15 protein-coding genes and 1 pseudogene are annotated in these 20,063 nt (G+C 64.3%); 8 read left to right on the plus strand and 8 right to left on the minus strand.

The window, feature by feature from the left end; translation table 11 throughout:
- Nucleotides 1-277: 277 nt before the first annotated feature.
- Nucleotides 278-1,184 (minus strand): annotated as a pseudogene (locus tag AC1DEK_RS02750) (ZIP family metal transporter).
- 200 nt (nt 1,185-1,384) lie between these two features.
- Between AC1DEK_RS02750 and AC1DEK_RS02755 the strand changes: the two are divergent.
- The gene (locus AC1DEK_RS02755; protein WP_478123654.1) at nt 1,385-3,133 is read left to right on the plus strand and encodes a RecQ family ATP-dependent DNA helicase; all 1,749 of its coding nucleotides are present in this window, start codon (nt 1,385-1,387) and stop codon (nt 3,131-3,133) included.
- On the plus strand, nt 3,130-3,882 hold the full coding sequence (locus AC1DEK_RS02760) for an extensin-like domain-containing protein (protein WP_478123655.1): 753 nt from the start codon (nt 3,130-3,132) through the stop codon (nt 3,880-3,882). The genes AC1DEK_RS02755 and AC1DEK_RS02760 overlap by 4 nt, the downstream gene beginning before the upstream one ends.
- Nucleotides 3,883-4,284: 402 nt before the next feature.
- Here the strand turns inward: AC1DEK_RS02760 and AC1DEK_RS02765 are convergent, their stop codons facing one another.
- The 4 genes from AC1DEK_RS02765 to AC1DEK_RS02780 all read right to left on the minus strand — a co-directional run bounded on the left by AC1DEK_RS02765 (nt 4,285) and on the right by AC1DEK_RS02780 (nt 6,194).
- Nucleotides 4,285-4,512, minus strand: coding sequence for a hypothetical protein (locus AC1DEK_RS02765; RefSeq protein ID WP_478123656.1), 228 nt, complete (start codon nt 4,510-4,512; stop codon nt 4,285-4,287).
- Nucleotides 4,513-4,888: 376 nt separating this feature from the next.
- Nucleotides 4,889-5,257 (minus strand): hypothetical protein, encoded by a 369-nt coding sequence (locus AC1DEK_RS02770; RefSeq protein ID WP_478123657.1) that lies wholly within the window; start codon nt 5,255-5,257, stop codon nt 4,889-4,891.
- A 44-nt stretch (nt 5,258-5,301) separates the two neighbouring features.
- On the minus strand, nt 5,302-6,069 hold the full coding sequence (locus AC1DEK_RS02775) for a hypothetical protein (protein WP_478123658.1): 768 nt from the start codon (nt 6,067-6,069) through the stop codon (nt 5,302-5,304).
- Complete coding sequence (locus AC1DEK_RS02780; protein ID WP_478123659.1) at nt 6,066-6,194, minus strand: hypothetical protein; 129 nt, start codon at nt 6,192-6,194, stop codon at nt 6,066-6,068. The genes AC1DEK_RS02775 and AC1DEK_RS02780 overlap by 4 nt, the downstream gene beginning before the upstream one ends.
- A gap of 250 nt (nt 6,195-6,444) precedes the next feature.
- Between AC1DEK_RS02780 and AC1DEK_RS02785 the strand changes: the two genes are divergently transcribed.
- Nucleotides 6,445-7,743 carry an MFS transporter gene (locus tag AC1DEK_RS02785; RefSeq protein WP_478123660.1) on the plus strand — a complete coding sequence of 433 codons (1,299 nt, stop codon included), beginning with the start codon at nt 6,445-6,447 and terminating at the stop codon, nt 7,741-7,743.
- A gap of 21 nt (nt 7,744-7,764) precedes the next feature.
- Here AC1DEK_RS02785 and AC1DEK_RS02790 read toward each other — a convergent pair whose 3' ends face one another.
- Together AC1DEK_RS02790 and AC1DEK_RS02795 are read right to left on the minus strand one after the other, a co-directional pair.
- Nucleotides 7,765-8,340, minus strand: coding sequence for an NnrU family protein (locus AC1DEK_RS02790; RefSeq protein WP_478123661.1), 576 nt, complete (start codon nt 8,338-8,340; stop codon nt 7,765-7,767).
- Between the two features lie 6 nt (nt 8,341-8,346).
- On the minus strand, nt 8,347-8,979 hold the full coding sequence (locus tag AC1DEK_RS02795) for a Crp/Fnr family transcriptional regulator (RefSeq protein WP_478123662.1): 633 nt from the start codon (nt 8,977-8,979) through the stop codon (nt 8,347-8,349).
- A gap of 186 nt (nt 8,980-9,165) precedes the next feature.
- On the opposite strand from AC1DEK_RS02795, the gene AC1DEK_RS02800 reads away from it, so the two are divergent.
- From AC1DEK_RS02800 to qhpG, 5 genes are read left to right on the plus strand one after another with little or no spacing between them, the layout of a single operon-like run.
- On the plus strand, nt 9,166-10,701 hold the full coding sequence (locus tag AC1DEK_RS02800; protein WP_478123663.1) for an FAD-binding oxidoreductase: 1,536 nt from the start codon (nt 9,166-9,168) through the stop codon (nt 10,699-10,701).
- Nucleotides 10,702-10,719: 18 nt separating this feature from the next.
- Complete coding sequence (locus tag AC1DEK_RS02805; protein ID WP_478123664.1) at nt 10,720-12,360, plus strand: hypothetical protein; 1,641 nt, start codon at nt 10,720-10,722, stop codon at nt 12,358-12,360.
- Nucleotides 12,357-14,099: a ferritin-like domain-containing protein gene (locus tag AC1DEK_RS02810; protein WP_478123665.1), complete on the plus strand. Its 1,743-nt coding sequence runs from the start codon at nt 12,357-12,359 to the stop codon at nt 14,097-14,099. The genes AC1DEK_RS02805 and AC1DEK_RS02810 overlap by 4 nt, the downstream gene beginning before the upstream one ends.
- Nucleotides 14,096-15,466 carry a radical SAM protein gene (locus AC1DEK_RS02815; protein WP_478123666.1) on the plus strand — a complete coding sequence of 457 codons (1,371 nt, stop codon included), beginning with the start codon at nt 14,096-14,098 and terminating at the stop codon, nt 15,464-15,466. The genes AC1DEK_RS02810 and AC1DEK_RS02815 overlap by 4 nt, the downstream gene beginning before the upstream one ends.
- The gene (qhpG, locus tag AC1DEK_RS02820; protein ID WP_478123667.1) at nt 15,426-16,865 is read left to right on the plus strand and encodes a flavin-dependent monooxygenase QhpG; all 1,440 of its coding nucleotides are present in this window, start codon (nt 15,426-15,428) and stop codon (nt 16,863-16,865) included. Before AC1DEK_RS02815 ends, qhpG begins: the two co-directional genes overlap by 41 nt.
- Here the strand turns inward: qhpG and AC1DEK_RS02825 are convergent.
- The gene (locus AC1DEK_RS02825) at nt 16,839-19,985 is read right to left on the minus strand and encodes an AAA family ATPase (protein ID WP_478123668.1); all 3,147 of its coding nucleotides are present in this window, start codon (nt 19,983-19,985) and stop codon (nt 16,839-16,841) included. The two genes, qhpG and AC1DEK_RS02825, sit on opposite strands and share 27 nt — an antisense overlap.
- Nucleotides 19,986-20,063 lie beyond the last annotated feature (78 nt).

Here is a 20,063-nt window from a genome sequence, read left to right on the forward strand (position 1 = left end):
CGTCATATCAGTGGGCAGCGAGCACACGGCGCAGTAGGATGGTTTCTCTATCAACTAGATGAAGACGATGGACAGAGAGCCGGCGAAACTGCAAGCGAAGTTGCGGTGGGAGGCAGCCTGCGAGAGGCTGGCGTTTGCGCTGCATCCGCGGCCCGACATGCCTGCAGAGGATGTACCGCAGCTCGACGAGGCAGTTCGCATCGCGCAACATGCCCTGGACGAGATTCGCCGCGCTTTCGGGGTGGACTCAGGCGGAGAGTCGCACGAATAGTCTCTTTCAACTCAGGGCCGTGTCCAGCAGCATCATGACGACAAAGCCCAGCATGAGACCACCCGTCGCAAAGGCCTCATGCCCCTTGCGATGGGACTCTGGAATGATCTCGTGGCTGATCACGTAGAGCATGGCACCCGCTGCCATGGCAAGGCCCCAGGGCAGCATGCTTGCCGATACGCCGACCACGGCGGCGCCCAGAACGGCCATGACGGGCTCCACCAACCCGGACAGCACCCCGAGGACTACCGAGAGGAGGCGCCCATAGCCGACGCCCCGCAGCGCGAGCGCCACGACCAGGCCCTCTGGTACGTCCTGAATTGAAATGCCGGTGGTCAGCGCTACCGCGCCGACGGTGTCCGTGCCGGCAAACGCAACCCCGATCGCCAAACCCTCGGGAAGGTTGTGAAGAACGATGGCCAGGACGAAGAGCCAGACGCGCTTGAGACTGCGCGCCTCCGGGCCTTCGACGCCCTTCACGAAGTGCTCATGAGGCACCGCCCGATCGATGCCAAGCAGCATCAGGGCACCGAGCAATATCCCGGCAGCCACGATGCTGCCCGCGCCCCAACCGCTCGCTCCCTGGGACTTGGCCGCCGCCAGCGCCGGAATGACCAATGAAAACGAGCTGGCCGCCAGCATCACGCCGGCGCCCGAGCATCGTGTCGTAGGCCCGTTGGGAAAACTGCTGCGACAGCAGCACGGGGACCGTCCCGAGAGCAGTTGCCAGGGCGGCGACCAACCCGCCGAGCAAAGCGCCCCGCAAGCGCGGATCGTGCCCCATCCCCGCTTCGAACGCCTGCCAGGCGAATATCGACAAGCCACCGATCACGATGGCAAAGCCACTCCAGCGCCGCAAGGACCCATGGCGGCGTGGTCGCGCAAGTCCTTCAACGGCGGCAAGCCAGTTCATTCAGTCGTGATCCCGTCTGGTGAGCGCGCCAAATTCGCCCGCCGTCCGTGCTGCCCGCGTAGGAGACTTCCGCGTTCGGAGACCCGAGGAAGTCTTCAGGTCGGCCGCCATTGCCGCAAGTCTTGAGGAGGCCGCCGACCGACAGGGCCCATCGACGCGCTCTCACAAGTTGCGATGCGCCGGCGCGCACACTGACCGCCATGTCGACCCGAGCCAAGACGCAAGCCAAGACGCGACCCAAGCCTGCAGCGTCCAGGCCTCGCCGAAGCACCACGGACGATCGACTTGAACGAGCGTTGCGCGAGACATTCGGGCATCGGAGATTGCGCCTCGGGCAACGCCTCGTGATCGACCGCGTCATGGCGGGACTTTCAACGCTTGCCGTCATGCCGACCGGAGCGGGCAAGTCCCTTTGCTACCAACTGCCGGCGCTGCTTCTTCCCGGCCAGACAGTCGTGATCTCGCCATTGATCGCGCTGATGAAGGATCAGTGCGAAAAGCTCGGAGATCACGGGGTACATGCCGTGCAACTGAATAGCCAATGCAGCGCGTCAGAGATCGAGGCAGCGGAGTTGGCGATCGAATCCGGCAAAGCGCGCGTGATTTTCAGCACGCCCGAGCGCCTGGCCGATGCATCGTTCGTGGCTCTGCTGCAGAAGCGCCCGACATCGCTGCTCGTTGTCGACGAAGCTCACTGCATTTCGCAATGGGGGCATGATTTTCGGCCTGCTTATCTGGAGATCGGTGCGGCGGCGCGGGCACTCGGTCAACCGGTCGTGCTGGCTTTGACGGCTACCGCGAAGCCCGAGGTGGCTTCCGAGATCATGGAAAAGCTCGACATTCCGCGGGCAGGCCTCGTCGACACCGGCGCATACCGAGCCAACCTGCGCTATTCGGTCCACGCATCGACGAGCGAACCGGAAAAACTGGAGCGCGCGCTGGAACTCGTCGCACGGCTGAGCGGAAGCGGGATCGTCTACACGGCAACTGTCAAGGCGGCCGAAGCACTGTTCGTGGCGCTCTCGGAGGCCGGCGAGTCGGTGGGTCTGTATCACGGCAGGCGCCGCGCCCCGGAGCGGCGCGCCGCACAGGATGCTTTCATGTCGGGCGAAGTGCGCGTCATGGTCGCGACGAACGCATTCGGCATGGGCATCGACAAGCCGGATATCCGCTTCGTATTGCACTTCCAGATGCCTTCGAGCCTCGACGCCTATTACCAGGAGTCGGGACGCGCAGGCCGCGACGGGCAGCCCGCAAACTGCACCTTGCTGTACCTGCGGCGCGACAAAGCCGTGCAGCAATTCTTCCTGGCTGGCGCATGGCCGGAAGCTGGGGAACTGCGCATGCTTCAGCGGGTTCTTGCAGCGCCGCCTGCGGAAGCGCCGGGTTGGTCGCCGACGGCACTCCAGCAAGAGGCGCACCTTTCGGGCGGCAAACTGCGGGTGCTGCTCGGCTTGCTGAAATCCAGCGAACTCGTGGCGAGTTCCGAAGACGGTTCGTTGCGCTGGGGCGAGAGGCCGCTGCTCGATGAGGCCGGCGTGAACGCACTGCTCAGCGGCTACCGCGACAAACGCGAGCAGGAGCGCATCGACCTTGAAAAAATGGTCTTCTATGCAACGACCGGACTGTGCCGCTGGCAAGTGCTGCTTCGTGAACTGGCAAGCGATGAACTGGCCGAGCGATGCGGCACCTGCGACAACTGCCTGCGGATCGCCGCCCATGAGCGCGCCCTCTCCGCCAGCGACTCCGCGGCGCCTGCGTCGTCGTCGGCTCAGTCGCACCACTCGAACTTTTCGCCGCGCACGCCGGCGCGCGTGGCGCGGTACGGCAAGGGAATGGTGGTCAGCGCGGATGCGATCTCGGTCACGATCGAATTCGCAGATGGCAGTCAGCGATGTTTTCAGCCTGACTACGTGAGGCCGCTGCGTGCTCGCCCGGCTGAACCATGAACGGCAAGCAAGGAAGGCCACGCGGTGCGCGCTGGATTGCTGTGGTCGCCGTCGCTGCGCTGGTTGCGGCGGGCTTCGCGCTCTATCGCGGTCTTGTGTCAGTGCCAGACCGATTCAACCCCTGGGCTGAACTGGACGTCGACGCGCCGCCGAATTTCCTGACCGGGTTCAAATTGCGCCGGGCGGGTGCCTCGGCGCCAGCCTGCTTCGCAGCGCTCGGCCGAAGTGGCATGCGCTATGAGCGCGTGCCCGACCAAGTGACCGGTCCCGAATGCGGCTTTCACAACGCCCTACGTCTGCGGCAAGGTCGAGAGATCAAGTTGAGTTCGCCACTGATCCTGAGTTGCCGCGCCGCCCTCTCCTTTGCGATGTGGGAGCGCCACGGCGTCCAGCCGGCGGCGCGCAAGGATCTTCAGTCCACCATCGCGTCCTTGGAGCATCTTGGAAGCTACGCATGTCGCGACATCAACACCGGCGAAAAGGACGGCGCGAGCGGACGGCGCAGCCGCCATGCGACAGCCGATGCGCTGGACGTATCCGGCTTCGTCACCATCCACGGGCGTCGGATTCTTGTCGGACGGGATTGGGAGTCGGGAATTTCCAAATCCCGCACCGGCCCAACGGCGTTCTTGAGCGACGTCCATTCGAGCGCATGCACGTACTTCGAGGGCGTGCTCGGGCCGGACTACAACACCGCCCATCAGAACCATTTCCATCTGGAGATGGGTGGTTGGCGCATGTGCGACTGAGGGCGGTCCGGCACGCATGTTGCAACGGATCGGTATGAAGATGGGTTCGCTTTATGAACAGGCCGTCGCCTTGAGTCCAAAGGCCGCGCGCATTGCCGCGTTCCTGCTCATCGATGAGCCACAGGTACCTGAACCGCTCCGTCGATCGCTGGGCGTCGCCCTCTCGTCATGCGATGCTGACGCCACCGTGACGGTGCGTTGGACGGACGGGGACCCGGACGCACAAGCAGCGCGCCGCTTCGTGGAAGCATGCCGAGAATACTGTGAAAAAAAAGCTTCCCCGCGTGCGCCATAGAGCGATGGGTGAAGGGATGGTCGCATCCATCCGCAACATTTGCTGCAAACCTTGCCAACTGCCGCGTCGTGTCGTGTCGCGGTGGTAGCCGTCAAGATCCGGCGCGGTCAGTCGATCCAGGGGCCGCCCAGCATGGCCTGGATGTACGCTGCCACCTTGACGAGATCCTCATCAGACAAGGGCAGCGGTGGCGCGTCGACGAGGTGCTCCGCAACCAAGTGCAGCTTCGCGGAGGCGTTGGGCTGCTCCTGGAGCAGAACCGCGATCGCCGCTGTTTGGGCGACTGCCCTCAGTTCCAGGGCACGCAGCCGAGCATTGACTTCTTCCGGTTCCATCTTTTCCTCCTGGCCGTGATCCAGTTCAAGGCGAAACTCTACCGCCGCCGAGAACCTATCGGCCTGCTAGTGCATTGTGCTTGTCTATGTGGGAGAAACAGAATCTGGAGCGCCAACTTCTTTCGGCTTTGTTGCCGGTGCGGGCGCGTTGGTGCGGGGCGAACGGGCGCGCTGACAAATCATGCGACCCGTTTGCCGATCCCAATGGCAGGATCTGGCCTTGGTTGGCGCATCTCCCGCCGCGATTGCAGGCGCGAAGGCGCAAAGGCCGGCAACCGCAACAGCACCGGAGAGGATCAGTTTCTGGAGGGGTTTCACGCCGGCAGCTTACACCGCTTCAGTTTCGCAAATTGATACCGTCGTTCGCAGCATCCAATCAGTCCTGCAGGGGGCGTAGAGAAGAATGGAACTCCGATGCACGGACAAGCACGGCCGACAACTCAGATTCTGCAAAAGCAAACAAAAGCTGAACAACCTTTTCAGGGCCGTCCCCCTCGACCTCGGGCAGGTATTCGATTGCCCGCAGAGCGGCTACTCCAGTCATTTCGCCAAGCTGAAGACACGCCGAACTCACGCGGTGCGCCAACCGCTGCAGTTCGACGTAGCGTCGCATTTGGACCGCCAGGTGCATCTCCTTCAAATCGTCCGAAGTCGAGAGGATGAATACGTCCATCAGTTCCGCGATGTGTTCCGGCTTTCCACCGCACAGCGCCTTCAGACCGGCATATGGCTCTTTTCCGTTCAAGTCGTTCTCCCTGATTCTTCAGACTTGGCCTCTGCCGAATATCACTATTGGCTTTCAAGCTCAGCGCCGGCGAGTGGACGAGAGCTTGCTTCAGTGGCCGGGGTGCTCGAGGCGGGATCCACTGGGATCAGCCGATAGCCGACCGATTCAACCGTCTCCAAAGCCCATCCATGGGCTCCAGACAGCCACAGCTCGGTAGTCAGGATAGCGATGGTGCCTGCGAGATAGTCGTCCTTCAGCCTGAGCGCAGCTTTTTCAAAGTGCATCACCTGCTTCAACCGCTTGGTCGTCAACGTCCTGCCGGCATAGAAGAAGAACTCGAGGGCGACGTCGAAGGCAGCGGGCTCCAGCCGCACCGTTCGACCGGCAAAAGCTACTGTTCTCCCCAAGGGATCGAACGCATAGCTCCCCCAGGACAGATGAGACCGGGCGCCTTCGAACCTGCAAGCATTCAGAAACGAAAGGATGAGCCGGTAGTAGTCACTGAAGGAGCGCGGCGGACTCGCGGAGACTCCTCGGCTCTTGGGGCGAATGTCCTGGTGCAACCCCGCGTGAAGTACGGGGACATCAGGGCCGATGGAGGCACGAACGCCTTCTAGAACTTCCCGGCCTTTGCTATCCGTCACAGGCATGTTGCCGAGATAAAGCATATCGAGAGTAGTCGCGCCGACACCCATCTCCGCCAGTTCATCGAGGTTGGTGAAAACAAGCGGCGCGTAGCCGAGTGAGCGCAGTACGCGGCGGGCATATTCACGTTCCCCCGATGAGTACGCAAGCACACCGATTCGTCTCCTCCGAACTGAACGATTCATGGTTTTGTGCGACCAAGGTCGAGTTGCGGCATCTGAGGGGAGACGCGCAGCGTGAGCAGAAAACGCTTGTCAGCGCGCGAAAGCAAACAGCCCAAGGAGAGGGCTACGGCATTGAAGGCCGTCATGATGAATCCTCCGGTGCGATGTGAATCGCACGATGTTTTGATGGCGCCAATCGAGCGTTAGCGGATTCCCTCCCTCAGCAAGCGCTCGACCGAAATCCTAGGGACGGCGTCAATCCCAGTACATGAGAAACATCGCAAAGCTGCGGCAAAGACTTCGATTGCTTTGCGGAGACAGTGCGTGCATCCGCGACGATGTATAAACATCGGGCGCGCACCGATGCGCCCCATCACAACAACATCTGGAGACAACGTGGAATCCCTGGAGCAGAGAACCATTTCGAAAATCAGCTGGCGGCTGTTGCCGCTTCTGATGGTCAGTTACTTCGTTGCCTATCTCGACCGGGTGAACCTGGGCTTTGCCGGGGCCTCGATGTCCAAGGACCTGGGGTTCACGAGCACCGTCTTCGGCAACGCGGCGGGCATCTTCTTCATCGCCTACTTCCTGTTCGAAGTGCCGAGCAATCTGGCGCTCGAACGCTTCGGCGCCCGTCGATGGATCGCTCGCATCATGCTGAGTTGGGGCGTGCTTTCCATGGCGCAGGCATGGGTGGGCGGTGCGACGAGCTTCAACGTCGTCCGCTTTCTGCTCGGGATGGCCGAGGCCGGTTTCTTCCCCGGCGTCATCTTCTATCTCACCCTTTGGTTTCCCGCCGCCTACCGCGCCCGCATCGTGGGCTGGTTCATGTTTGCCGTTCCGATCTCGACGGTGATCGGCTCCCCCATCTCAGGCTACATCCTCAACATGGACGGCTTTTGGGGCATGCACGGCTGGCAATGGCTCTTCATCATTGAAGCGGTGCCCGCAGTTGTGTTGACCTTCTTCGTGCTGTTCTACCTGCCCGACCGCCCCAAGGACGCAAAGTGGCTGACGCCTGAAGAACGCGACTGGCTGCAGACCACGCTCAATGCCGAACAACGCCATCGCGAGTCGATTCACAACATCTCGTGGAAGCAGGCACTGCTCAACTGGAAGGTCATTTCGCTGGGCATTGTGTACATGGGCATCACCGTGCCGCTGTACGGGTTGGGATTTTTCCTGCCGCAGATCATCAAGGGCTTCGGCGGCCTGAGCAATGTGGAGATCGGATTCATCAACGCGTTCCCCTACTTGGTCGGTGCGATCGCGATGGTGTTCTGGACGCGTTGGTCCGATGCGCGGCGTGAGCGAAAACTGTTTCTGCTGATCCCGCTTGCATGCATCTTCTTCGGCCTCGTCGCTGCGGCGCAGTTCAGCGCACCAATTCCGAAAATGGCCGCCGTCACGGTGGCCGCGTTCGGCATCTTCACGGCGCTGCCGGTGTTCTGGACCGTCCCGACGGCATTGCTGAGCGGTGTTGCCGCAGCGGCCGGTATCGCGTGGATCAATTCGATCGGCAATCTCGGCGGCTACATCGGCCCGACGATCTTCGGCATCCTGAAGGACCGGATGGGCAACGACTTCTACGCGGTGCTTTTCCTCGCGCTCTTGTCGGTGGTGGCATTCGCGCTGGTGTTGCTTGTCGGTCACGACAAGCGGGCTGAACATGGCGCGCAGGCCGTGCGAGCCTAGTGACGGGCCTGCAGCAATTTGCTAGCCGAGCGGTGAGACGCCGGTGATCCAGGCGTGGAGCCAGAACAGGAAAGCGACATAGACGGCAAGACCACCAACGACGGCGATGACGTCGTTGAGTGGTCCCGAAGGAGCTGTTGGCACGGCATGCGGCATTGGGCGTCGCTTGACGGAAATCCGGTCTGCCACCGCCCACACCAGAAAGCCGCCGAATAGAAGCACGTCCGCGAGCGTGCCATTGGCCAGCAGATGCGCCGTGGCCCAGAGCTTTACGGCAAGCAGCATGGGGTGCTTGGCCGTGCGCTGGATTCGGCCCGGCAGGTACGCCGCCAGGAAGAGCGGAAACACCGGAATCATCAGCACGAGCGCCACATGCCGCAGTGCCAAAGGTGGCGCGTACAAGACCACGGGCGAGTGACGGGCCAAACCGTAACCGTAGATGAGCACCAGCAAACCCGCGAGAGAGACCAGCGCGTACAGACCTTTCCAGGCGCGCTCGCCGAACTGTGCGATCCGCGCCTGGCGCCAGCCAGGCGCAAAGATGGACACCGAATGCACGCCAAGAAAGAGAACAAGGCCGGCAACAAGAATCGACATGCTCATCTACCAGGCCGCCGGCAGCTTGCGCAAGATCACGATCCGGCCGTCGCGCTGCCCCACGTAGCCCCCGGCGGTGAGTTCCTTCATGACACGGTTCACCATCTCGCGCGACGAACCCACGCGATCGGCGATGTCCTGCTGGGTCAGCTTGCGGCGCATCACGCGTTCTTCTCCGAGTTCGTCCGAAAGATCTGTCAATACGCGAACCATCCGTCCATAGACATCCTGCAGCGCCATGCTGCGCACCTGTTCGGTCAGGCGACGCACCATGCGGATGAGCTTGCGGGTGAGGTGCAGCGCGAAATCCGGGTGCTCTGCCAGAAACTGTCGCAACTCGGTCCCTTGCACCACGCGACACGTGCAGGCTTCCAGCGCCTTGATCGACGCCGAACGCTTCTCACCGTCGATCGCGAGTTCGCCGAAGTATTCACCCGGCCCGTACTCCGTCAGGACGACCTCGCGCCCGTCCTCCGAACTCGCGTAGACCTTCACGCGACCGCTCAGCACGATATAGAGCGAATCGGTGGTGTCCCCTTCGTTGATCAGGATCGCCTGCGGCGGAAAGGCCCGGATCAATCCGTGCGGGGAAATGGCGTCGAGCAGGCCTTGCGGCAAGCGTTCATTGGCGGAACTCATCGGTGGGTCACGAAACTCCTCTGCGCGGAATACTACTGCGCTCTGCCATTGCTCGGACGTGGCCGCCACGACAACCCCAAAGCGGAGCTTGCCTGCCCTCCGCTTCGCTGCTACAAGCCTTTTCGCAACAAACGCGCAAGAACATAAACACAATCGCGCCGCCCGCCGGCCGACGAGGAGAATTCCATGTGGCGAATGAGTCGCAAGCAAGTCGCTCGGCGAGAGCGAATTCATGGCTGGGCCGAGGCGATGTCCGCCTATCCGGCCCCGTTCGACAGCAGCGCCGCGAAGGAACTGCAGGCAAGGCTGCAGGGGCAGATCGTGCTGCCGTCCGACTCGCCCTATGCGGCGTCCAGGCAACTTTCGAACCTGGCATTCCAGAGCTTTCCACAACTGATCGCGTATTGCGAGGTGTTCCAGGACGTCTGGGAATGCCTGCAATTCGCGCGTAAATACGGCTTGTGGACCACCACTCGTTCAGGCGGCCACAGCACGGCTGGCTTCAGCATGAACGACGGCATGGTCATCGACACCAGCCACTTGAACGGGATCTACGTCGACCCCGATCGAAAGATTGCGGTGGTCGGGCCGGGCACCAACTGGGGGCATCTCAACGCGACGTTGGCGGACTACAAGCTTCACGTGCCGACCGGCATCTGTGGCGATGTCTGCGTGGCGGGCTTCATGCAGGGCGGCGGCTTCGGGTTGACTTCGCGGCTCTTCGGGATGAACTGCGACAACGTGCTGGAGATGCTCGTCATGCTGGCCGACGGGCGCATCGTGCGCGCGGCAGACGATAGCAATCCCGATCTGTTCTGGGCCATGCGCGGCGGGACGGGCAACAACTTCGGCATCCTGCTTCAGGTGACCTATCAATTGCGTGACCTGCCGCCGCTATGGGGGTTTGGCCTGGAATGGCCGATCGACAAGGCGCCTGCCGCCCTGGCCGCACTGCAGGACGGCTACATGCAAAGCGGCGCCCCGCCCGAGCTCGGCTACATGGGCGCGTTGGTTCGCCTGGGCGCCAAACTCGACCCCGTGCTGGTGATGCGAGGCACCTACTGGGGCTCGGCGGCTCAGGGCAAGAAGGCGCTCAAGCCCCTGCTGGACAACACGGGTGCCACGCTCAAGCTTCAGAAGGTCGGCAGCTATTTCGAACTCAACGACTGGCTGTTCGAGAACGTCCCACCCTGCCCCGATCTGGCGCGCGAGGACAAGCAATCCACCAACATTGCGCGACGTCTCACGATTGCGGAATGGCGCAGGATCTGCAAGCGCTTCACCGAGAGCCCGAATCCGTGGACCGCAGTCGCCATCGAGCCTTATGGCGGTGCCATCAACCGGGTCGCCCGCGACGCCACGGCTTTCGTGCATCGCCAGGCGGACATGAACCTCTTCGTCGACGTTTTCTGGATGGACGAGCCGCAGCGTCTGAAGGTGCAGCCTTATCTGGACGACTTCATGGCGCTGCTCGACCCAATGGGCAACGGAGAGTCCTACCAGAACTATCCGCGCCTGAGCCAGACCGACTACCGCCAACGCTATTGGGCAGAGCAGTTTCCGCGTCTGCTTTCGATCAAGCGAAAGTACGATCCTGACAACACGTTCCGATACGCGCAGAGTGTCAGCCCCGAGCCGGGCAGCCGCTGGCCTGCCCCGGCGGGCGGTCCGATCGTGCCGGTGCCATGGGGGCCTCCACCGATTCCGCCATCGTCGACTTGAGACTCGAAGGAGCATGCGATGCGCACCCTGGTCAAGATCTTCTTCAACCCACCCATGGCAGTCGCCCGCGTTGGCGCCAGCCCGACGCCGATGGCCGCCTTCGAATGGGCCACGGCCAAGACTGCGCACGGCGGCACGCAGACGGTCATTGAGCCCGCGCTGAGCTTCGACATCGCCCCTGACGGAAGCCTGCGCCCATACATGCCCAGCGAAATTCGCTTCAGAGAGGTGGATGGCTCTATTCGTCCGGTCGCTCCCTTCTTCGAGTTGTGGGCGACGCTGATGCGCCCTGACGATGGAGAACTCGAAGAGCACCCGTTGACCCTGTGCTTGCTGAAAGAACTCGGCATCGGTTTGGACCACCTCGCGCTCGAAGTGACGGCCTCAAACCTCAAGGCTGCCCGGCGCACCGGCGACGATGCCTGCGGATTCACCGCCCGCGTCGAGATCGCCGGACGCGATCACAGCGAACGCGCGCTGCTCGCCTTCAGCCGCCATACGTCTGGCCAGCAACCGCTGGTGCTTCACGACAAGCCGATTCCCGTCGGCAAGGTGCAATGGATACGGCCCATCGAACAAGCGATCGACGGGGTCGACCTGTCGACCTTGCGGCTGCGCTTCACACCCGCGACCGGCGAGGTCTACGGACCGCCACAGGCAGCCTACGGGCCCGACCGCCAGACTGTGACCGGGCCGCTCGACGTGGAAGAGTTCTCCAAAAAGGAAGACGGCCGGGTTCACATGATCGTCAAGGCGAAGAACCGCATCCTGAGCGGAGCCACCGTCTTCTCGCGCTATCAGATGACCAATGGGCTGTTCGAAGATCCTCAGCCGCAGGACGGCTACGACGGTGCGGACGAAGGCGACAGCGTGGCCTGGGGCGTGGTGGACGACACCTGCGATGCGCTGATCACAGCCTCGGTCGCATGGCGCGGCACCCGCTACGGAGCGGCGGCGCGCGTGTTCGTCGGACCACCCCAATACGCACCTGACCGTCGGCCGTTCTACGACGTCGCGTCAGACCTCGCCGACCGTGACCTCCCCTTGATGAAGGTCACTCGCGAGAACTTCGATGCGGTGAAGGCCGAAGTCGTCGAGTTGTTCCGGCGCGTTTTCGAGACGGCAAGTTCGCTCAACCTCGATGCCGCGCGCACAGAGGCCTTGCAGGACAACCAGGCCAGGATCGGATCAACGGATGTCCCCAAGCAAGGACTGCCCGCCGTCGGCAAGGAAAGCATGACGCGCGAAGACAAGCCCTACGTCGATCGCGTGCCGGACCTGACGCCCGGACAGGCGGTCTCGGTGTTCACCACCAGCGTTCGGGGCGATCGGCTGACCTACACCGAGGTCGTTCCGTTCGTGCATGGGCAGTTGATGGACGAGGTCGTGCTGCTCGACTTCCTGCGCCGCCGCCACGACCATGTTCGCAAACTGCTGCGGCCGCCCTTCGGGCTTCTGTCCCAATGGGACGAAGCGCCCGGCCCCCAGCCCCATCCCGAGTTCCGAGACCCGCGCGTGCTTCGCGACGTGCTGCATGACATGCGCATGCCTCCGTACATGCGCGACGCCTACTACGTGCCCTTGTCGCTCTCGCGGCGGCAGTACCACATGATGATCGACTTCCTCGATCTGCTTGCGGCTGAGGAGACGACCCCATGAGCGATTCCATCCAGCCCCGCAATCGCACCGCCCGTGCAGCCGTGATTGGCAACCCGGCGACCTCTCGCATCGATTCGGCGGTCGCCAACTGCTTTCCAGGGCTCGAACTGGACGTGCGCGCACTTGAAGGACGCTTCTTCCCCGGCCTGCTCTTCTGGGTGGTCGCGGCGCCCGTCGCTCCCGTGGCGGGCGCCATTCCCAACCAGGCCGGCATCCACCTGAAGTACCTGGACTACGAAGCCGACCCGATGCTGCCGGAGCGCAGCGACGAGCCCTGGGTGCAAAAGCTGCTCGACACATACCAGGGCGACACCGGCATCGCATTGAGCGCGGGACGCTGGTATCTGCACTGGATCGAGCAGGGCGGCACACGCATCGCATGCCACGACGCACAAGGCAACGCCTACGACGGCGAACTGATCTGGCGCTTTATCCGCTGCCTTGCACCCGACGAGCCATTGAAGATTGCGCTGGTGCAGCGGGACGGCCCGGCCGGCCAGGCACCCGTCGAACTCGAGGGATATCGCCGCCGCTACACCACGCAAAACGGCGTGATCGATGCCGCATACCCGCCTGGCGAGTTGACCGGCGCAATGTGCAATCCCTGGCAGCACGACTTCCGCGATTGCGCCTGCTACTACTGGGCCTCCAATCATCCGGACGTGGTGCTCGGCGAAGGCGACGGCCAAAGCCTGCCGGACGGCTCGCCAACGGGCGCGACCGATTCAGTGCTTTGGCTCGACTGGCTGCGGCGCGATCGCAGTCCGGCGGGGGCGGTCGGCGCGCCGGCATCCCGCGCTGCGGCGCGGCCGGCGCAACTCGATCACTTCGAAATCAACCATCGATGGCAAGACCTCGCGTACGTCATCGGTGGCCGCGAAGTGGGCGATTCATACCACCCGCCCATCGCCCCGGCCGCAAAGCCCTATGCCACCCCGCAGGAGATGGTCGCCGACCTGCGCACGCGGCTCGCGCCTCTGGAGCTGACGCTCGCCTACCAATACCTCTACGGCCTCTTCTCGCTGAAGGACCCGCCTGCAGCGCCGAAGCCCGGCACGCCGCAGGCACCCTGGCCCACGCTGGCTGCAGACCTGAACACTGCACGCCAGTTCGTCACGCTCGTCGCGGTGAGCGAAATGACCCATCTGCGCTGGGCCAACCAGTTGCTCTGGGAACTCGACCGAGCCGGCTTCTACCCGCAAGGCGAGCACTACGAGCCCGTTCTCGAACCGTTCGCGTCGCCGACCCGGATTCTCGGCATCGAGCTGCCGGCGCTGCGCCCGCTCGACATGCAGGCACTGGACGACTTCGTCCGCATCGAACGACCGGGCGGGCCGCTGGACACCGCCTACGCACGCTGCGTCGCGACCCTAGAACAGGACATCTACCCGCGCGAGCTGTACGAACTCGCCGTCCGAATCGATACCGACGGCACACAGCATTACGCACGCTTCCGCGACGTGCGGTCGACGCTGCAGACCTATCGCAATGCATCCGGCCCGTCGCCCTACCTGCTGGATGTCAGGACAGGCACACGTGACGAAGCCCGCGTGGCGCTGGACTTGCTCGCTGCCTTGCTGAGCGAGCTGCGCACCGCCTACATCGCCGAGGCGGACAGGCGATTCGACGAAGCGCAAGGCGCAATCAACCGATCACGCCTGGCCATGGACAACCTGCGCACCGAAGCCTTGGCACTGGCGGCGCGCGGCATCGGCATTCCCTTCTTCGACGTGCCATGACCACCATCACCGTGCCCGTGTCCGCAATCGGCCGACGCGCTCGCGCGCAGACGGGGCCGGCCGAGGCGCACTGCTTCGAGACCGAGCACGGCACACATGCCCTTGTGGTGGACGCATCGCGTGTCTACGATGTGCCGGCGGATTTCGCCGCAAGGCTTATGGATGCGGCACGGCAAGGTGGTGCGCCAGCCGAACACCGGTTCCTCGCGGCCTACGGACTGGAACAACCCCAAGCCATCACCGACACCATCGACACGCCACCGGTCAATGCGATCGCGCTCGCCGTTTCGGAGCACTGCAACCTCGGTTGCGGCTACTGCTATGCCGACGGCGGCAGCTTCGGCGGCGAAGCCAAGCACATGCCCTGGGAGACGGCGCGCGCCGCCATCGATCAACTCCTCGAAGGCGTGGCGCCAGGCGCGACCGCCAAGATCGCCTTTCTCGGCGGTGAGCCGCTGCTCAATCGCGCGGTGCTACGCCAAGCCACGGAGTACGCGACGGAGCGCACTGCCGCAAAAGGTCAAACGCTGCGCCTCGCGCTCACGACCAATGCGACAATGCTGAATGCCGAAGATGCCGCTTTCCTTGCCGCCCACGGGTTTGCGGTGACCGTCAGCATCGACGGCGAAAAAGACCTGCACGATGCATTGCGCCCCACGCTGGGCGGCGCCGGCAGCTACGACCGCATCGTGGCGCGCCTGCCGACGCTGCTTGCACGGCAGGGTGAAAAGCCGTTGCACGGTCGTTCGCCCATGCAGGTGACGGCGCGCGTGACGGTCACGCCGCGGCATCACGCCTTGCGCGCGACGATCGAGCATCTGATGGCCCTCGGATTCCATACCGTCGGTGTCTCGCCGAGCCTGAGCGCACGCGACCCTTCATTGCAACTGAGTGCCGGCGACCTCGATGCACTGCTCGCGCAGATGATCGACTGTGCCGACGAGTTCGAGCGGCGCTCACTGGCGGGCGACCACTACCCGTTCTCCAACATGCTGTCGGCCATGCAGGAAATCCACCGCGGAACGCACCGACCGTTGCCCTGCGGTGCCGGCGCGGGCTATCTCGGCGTCGCGGCCGATGGCGAACTGAGCGCGTGCCACCGCTTCGTCGATGATCCGCGCGCGGCGATGGGCAGCGTCTACGACGTTGTCGACGACGAGGCGCGCAGCCACTGGCTGGCCACGCGCCACGTCGATCGGCAGGAACCCTGTCGCAGTTGCTGGGCGCGCTATCTGTGCGGCGGCGGCTGCCATCATGAAGTGCTGCATCGCGGACGAGTGGCCTGCGATTTCATTCGCGGCTGGCTCGACCACTGCCTGCGAGCGTATGTACGTATCTCAGAGCAACGACCCGGCTTTTTCCGCTGAGGTCTGCGTGATCGGCGGCGGTCCTGCGGGGTCGGCCGCTGCGCTGCGCCTGGCCCAGGTGGGGCATCGTGTAGTGCTCGTGAATCGACCAGTGCAAAGCCGGTTGCCGATGCGGCGCGGCGAATCCTTGCCGCCGTCGGTGCTGCCGTTGCTCGCCTCGCTCGGGTTGCACACCCGGATCGAAAATGCCGGCTTTCTCCGCACGCGCGGCGCTCTCGTTCATTGGGACGACAGTGCACCGCCAATGGCGCAGAGCCAAGCCGCAGAGCCCGGCCTCCAGGCAGACCGCGAGCGCTTCGATGCGCTGCTGCTCGACGGCGCCCGAGCGGTCGGTGTGCAGGTCATCCCTGCCACTGCCGAGGCGCCCATTCGCGTTGATTCACACTGGCACGTGCCGTTGCGCGGAGGTGGCGTTGTCCGATGCGCGGTGGTGATCGATGCGCGCGGGCGCCGGGCTCATCGTCATTCGATCGAAAGCCCGCGCACGGTGGCCCTGTGCGCCAACTGGGCCGGCGCCCTGCCAGCGGATCCGCGCACTCGCGTGCAAGCGAGCGCATCGTCATGGTGCTGGGCTCTTCCCTTGTCCGACGGCAGCATCACCGCCGCAGCGTTCGTCGACGCGCGGCGATGCGCCGGACTCCACCCCGCGGAACGCATGCAGCTTTATCGACGCTTGATCGCCGCCTCGCCCCTCCTGGCGGACCTGCTCGCCGCCCGCGAACACGCAGCGGTGACGGCCTGCGATGCGACGCCCGGCGCGACGGCCGATGCGGCACCGGAGCCCGGACTGCTGCGCATCGGCGAAGCCGCATTCACGATCGATCCTCTGTCTTCGCAAGGCGTCGCTGCAGCAATGCGCTCTGCCGTGCAAGCGGCCGCGTGCGTGCGGACCGCGCTACGGCGACCCGACGATGCGGCCATCGCGTGGGCCTTTCATCGCGTGCAGGCACAGCGGGCGATGCGCTGGCATGCGCGGCTCGCAGGAGGCTACTACGCCGAAGCAGCCGAGCGGCACCCGGACGCCTTCTGGACGAGCCGCGCCGCACCGGCCCGCGCCACGTATGAAGCGAAACGCCCCTGGCCAGGGCTCGACGAACGCCTCGCACTCGATGCGCACGCCCGCTGCGCCCGCGAGCCCGCGCTGGTGGACGGCTGGATCAGCCCGGCCGACGCCTTGCAGCATCCAACGCTGGATTCGCCGATCGCCTTCCTGGCCGGGCAACCCGTGACAGACTGGCTCTCACCGCTGGCATCGAAGCCGCTGCTGCGCGATCTGCTCGACACATGGCATCGGCGCTTTGGAGAGAACAGCACGACGACGGTCTGGCCGATGCTCTGGCGGCAGGGCCTGATCGTGCCCGCGGGCGAGCGATCAAGCGAATCCGCAGGCGGCCAGTGAGCGCAGCGCGCGCTGCTCGAAAGCCGTCGCTTTCTGCGCTCGCGCCACGGCGAGCGCGCGTTTCAAATCCGACTCGGGCGCGTCGGGAAGCAGTTCACCCCGCACGCGCCACATTTCAGCTTCGATCCAGCGCTCGCCTGTCGATTCGATACCGCTGCGCGCAGCATCCAGGAACGTTCGCGCCGCATCCGTCTCGCCGCACTTGGCGTGCGCTCGCGCAAGCAGCAGTTCGGAGAAAGGCCGGTAGTTGCGAATACCGCTGGCCCACCATTGCACCGAACTTTCGCGCATGGTTTTCAACCCTGCTTCGAGATCGCCGTCAAAGGCACGCGCCGCACCGAGGAAGAAACGCCCGCCGCTTTCCATCACCGGAAAGCCGCGCTTGACGCCCACCTCGATCGTGCGCTCCGCAAGCGCCGGAACATGGGTCCAGTCCTCGTGCACCGACAGCAACAGGCAATAGAAAACAAGGGCTTGCGCGATGCTGTGGGCATGATCGATGTGGTCGGCCCACTCGAGCCCTTCGCGCTGCACCTGAAGCGCGGCATCGGAGTGCCCCTGCACCAGTCGCGTGAGCGCCAGGAAGTTCGACGTCATGACCTTGTGATCGATGCCGAGTTGCATCGCGATCGACGCATGCCTTTCAGGCTCGTACAGCGCCAGCGATCGTTCAAGATGGGTCGCAGCCGTCGCCGGATCACCGACGTGCAAGGCCACCGCACCCACTGCACGCAGACCAATCATCTCGAACATGCCATCGCCGTTCGCGCGCGCCACGTCGAGGAGCGACCGTGCGGAATCGAGCGCGGCCACGTACTGCGCGCTCACCAGGTGGTATGAATACAAACCGTTGAGCGCAGGAATCAGCCGGCGCTGGTCGCCGAGCTGGCGCGCCAGCGCACTCGCCCTCTCGTAGGCCGCGCCCGTCGCCGGTGCGCCGACGCCTTGCAACGCACGCAAGGCGCTGGCCAGCGGAATCTGCAGCTTCAATTCGAGCTTGTCGCGTTCCAGCCCAGGCTCCAGCGCCGACAACAGATTCATGCCTTCCTGCAGATGCGACAACCCTTCACGCACCGCCGAGCACGCGAGCGAATGTTCGCCTGCAAGCTGCCATTGCGCGATCGCCGGGCGGATCTGGCCGGCGCCCGTGAGATGGCGGGCAAGGGTCTCGGGCTCGACCTCGACGGTGTTCGCAAAACGCTCCTGCAGCACCTCGGCAATGCGTCGATGTACCTCCTGCCGGGCACTTCGCAGCAGCGAATCGCCAGCCTCCGCCTGCAAGAGCGCATGGCGGAACGTGTAGCGCTGGGGCACCGAGTCCGGTATGGCCTGCAGGATGTCACCTGCCGTCAGATGCGCGAGCACCCGCGTCATGTCCGCAGGGCTGATGCCGCAGACGGCGCCCAGCAGGTCGGTCGAGAATTCGCGCCCGAGCAGCGCAGCAGTCTGTGCCACCGACTTCGCCGGGCCCATGCGATCCAGGCGAGCCATCAGCGACGCATGCAGGCTCGCCGGAACCTCGATGCTCATCGTGCTGATGACCGAATCGATCACCGAACGCGTGATTTGCTCCGCGTACAGCGGAACACCCTCCGCGATGCCGGCAATGCGTTCGACCAGCGCAGGCGGCAACGCATGGTTTTCGGCCACCTGCTCGATCAGATGGCGGATATGAGGGCCATCCATGCGATCGAGGGTCACAGTGGCCGAGGTGGTCGAATCGCTCCACGCCGGCACGAAGTCCGGCCGGGCCGTCAGGAGGATCAGCAAGCCGGGTTGCGGCGGCCCTTCCAGCAACAGCTTCAATACCGCGAGGGTCGAGGGATCGGCCCAGTGGACGTCTTCCCAGACCATCAGGGCTGCGCGTTCCCGAGCGGCGGCACGCAACGCATCGAGCAGCAGCGTCTGCAGCGATCGCATGAGCACCGGAGGCGCCGTTTCCGGAGCATTCGCCGCGGTGGAGAATCCCGGCCCCGTCAAAGCGGCCAGCAGTCTCATGGCGTCGGGGCGGTCGATGCCGTCTGCCTTGAGCAGGACATCGAGCCGAGGCAGCACGTCGTCGCCGGGCGCGTCGGGGTTCAGCCCCGCGCGCAGCAGCAGTTGACGAGCCACCGGATGCAGCGCGCTTTGACGATGGAAGGCCGAGCAGCGCAACACTTGCACGCTGCCTCCGTTCGCCTCCACATGGGCGCAGAGTTCATCCGCCAGACGCGTCTTTCCAAGGCCGGCCTCTCCGATCAAGCTGATCGAATACCCTTGGCCGCCGCACACGGTCTTCCACGCATCCTGCAAGGTGCTCAGGTGCCCGGCCGGATCTTCGAGTTGCGGACGAGCGAAGCGTCGATTGTTCGCGTCGAGCTGGCCGACGACCCGGGCCAGTCGCACGGGATTCGCCGGGTCCTTGAGAACCACAGGGCCGAGATCGTCGATGACAAAGCGCAACGGCAACAGATCGAGCGTGGCCTGGCTCACCAGCACCGTGTTTGGTTCGGCCACGCCCTGAATGTGAGCGGCAAGGTTCGGCGCCTCGCCCAAAGCCAATCTGCTTGGATTGCGTGCATCGCCGAGCCCGCCGACCACCACGAGCCCGGTATGAATACCGACCCGCACCGCCAGACCGCCCGCCACGCGCGGTCCGAGCCGGTTGCTGAGACGAAGCACCGTTTGCACGATCGACAAGCCCGCTTGCACGGCACGCTCTGCGTCGTCCTCGTTGGTCACTGGGTAGCCGAAATAGGTCAGGATGCCGTCGCCCAGGAACTGCGCCACATGGCCCCCGAGCGGACGCAGGACCGCGGCGCATTCGTCGTGATAGCTGCGCACGATGTCGCGCAGGTCTTCGGGATCGAGGCGGGACGACAGCATCGTCGAGCCGACGAGGTCGCAAAACATCACGGTGAGCTGGCGGCGCTCGGCCGGCGCTTCTTCCACCGGCGGGCGCCAGACAAGCACGAGACCGTCTTCGTCGACAGCCACGCGTCGGCCCAGGATCAGTTCGTTCTTGAGGTCGGCCAGTGCCTCGCGATCGAGGTGGAATTCGCGTTGCAGCAGGCCGTAGGTGACCCTCTTTCGGGTCTTGAGAAACTCGGCGACGGCATCCAGGACGGACTCGAAACTCATGCTGCGGCTGCCGAGTTTGTTGGAGGGCGAAAAACTCGTCGAGTATATGCGTGGCCTGCCCGATCGCGTCTCCACATC

It is taken from the genome of Variovorax sp. 10N420 (genome assembly GCF_056394705.1).

Bases quoted from the DNA above. Each gene is read 5' to 3' on its own strand.
- AC1DEK_RS02765 (WP_478123656.1), bottom strand. From the start codon at position 4,512: ATGGAACCGGAAGAAGTCAATGCTCGGCTGCGTGCCCTGGAACTGAGG.
- qhpG (WP_478123667.1), top strand. From the start codon at position 15,426: ATGTACGTATCTCAGAGCAACGACCCGGCTTTTTCCGCTGAGGTCTGC.
- AC1DEK_RS02800 (WP_478123663.1), top strand. From the start codon at position 9,166: ATGTGGCGAATGAGTCGCAAGCAAGTCGCTCGGCGAGAGCGAATTCAT.
- AC1DEK_RS02790 (WP_478123661.1), bottom strand. From the start codon at position 8,340: ATGTCGATTCTTGTTGCCGGCCTTGTTCTCTTTCTTGGCGTGCATTCG.
- AC1DEK_RS02775 (WP_478123658.1), bottom strand. From the start codon at position 6,069: ATGAATCGTTCAGTTCGGAGGAGACGAATCGGTGTGCTTGCGTACTCA.
- AC1DEK_RS02755 (WP_478123654.1), top strand. From the start codon at position 1,385: ATGTCGACCCGAGCCAAGACGCAAGCCAAGACGCGACCCAAGCCTGCA.
- AC1DEK_RS02825 (WP_478123668.1), bottom strand. From the start codon at position 19,985: ATGAGTTTCGAGTCCGTCCTGGATGCCGTCGCCGAGTTTCTCAAGACC.
- AC1DEK_RS02795 (WP_478123662.1), bottom strand. From the start codon at position 8,979: ATGAGTTCCGCCAATGAACGCTTGCCGCAAGGCCTGCTCGACGCCATT.
- AC1DEK_RS02760 (WP_478123655.1), top strand. From the start codon at position 3,130: ATGAACGGCAAGCAAGGAAGGCCACGCGGTGCGCGCTGGATTGCTGTG.
- AC1DEK_RS02815 (WP_478123666.1), top strand. From the start codon at position 14,096: ATGACCACCATCACCGTGCCCGTGTCCGCAATCGGCCGACGCGCTCGC.
- AC1DEK_RS02780 (WP_478123659.1), bottom strand. From the start codon at position 6,194: ATGACGGCCTTCAATGCCGTAGCCCTCTCCTTGGGCTGTTTGCTTTCG.
- AC1DEK_RS02810 (WP_478123665.1), top strand. From the start codon at position 12,357: ATGAGCGATTCCATCCAGCCCCGCAATCGCACCGCCCGTGCAGCCGTG.
- AC1DEK_RS02805 (WP_478123664.1), top strand. From the start codon at position 10,720: ATGCGCACCCTGGTCAAGATCTTCTTCAACCCACCCATGGCAGTCGCC.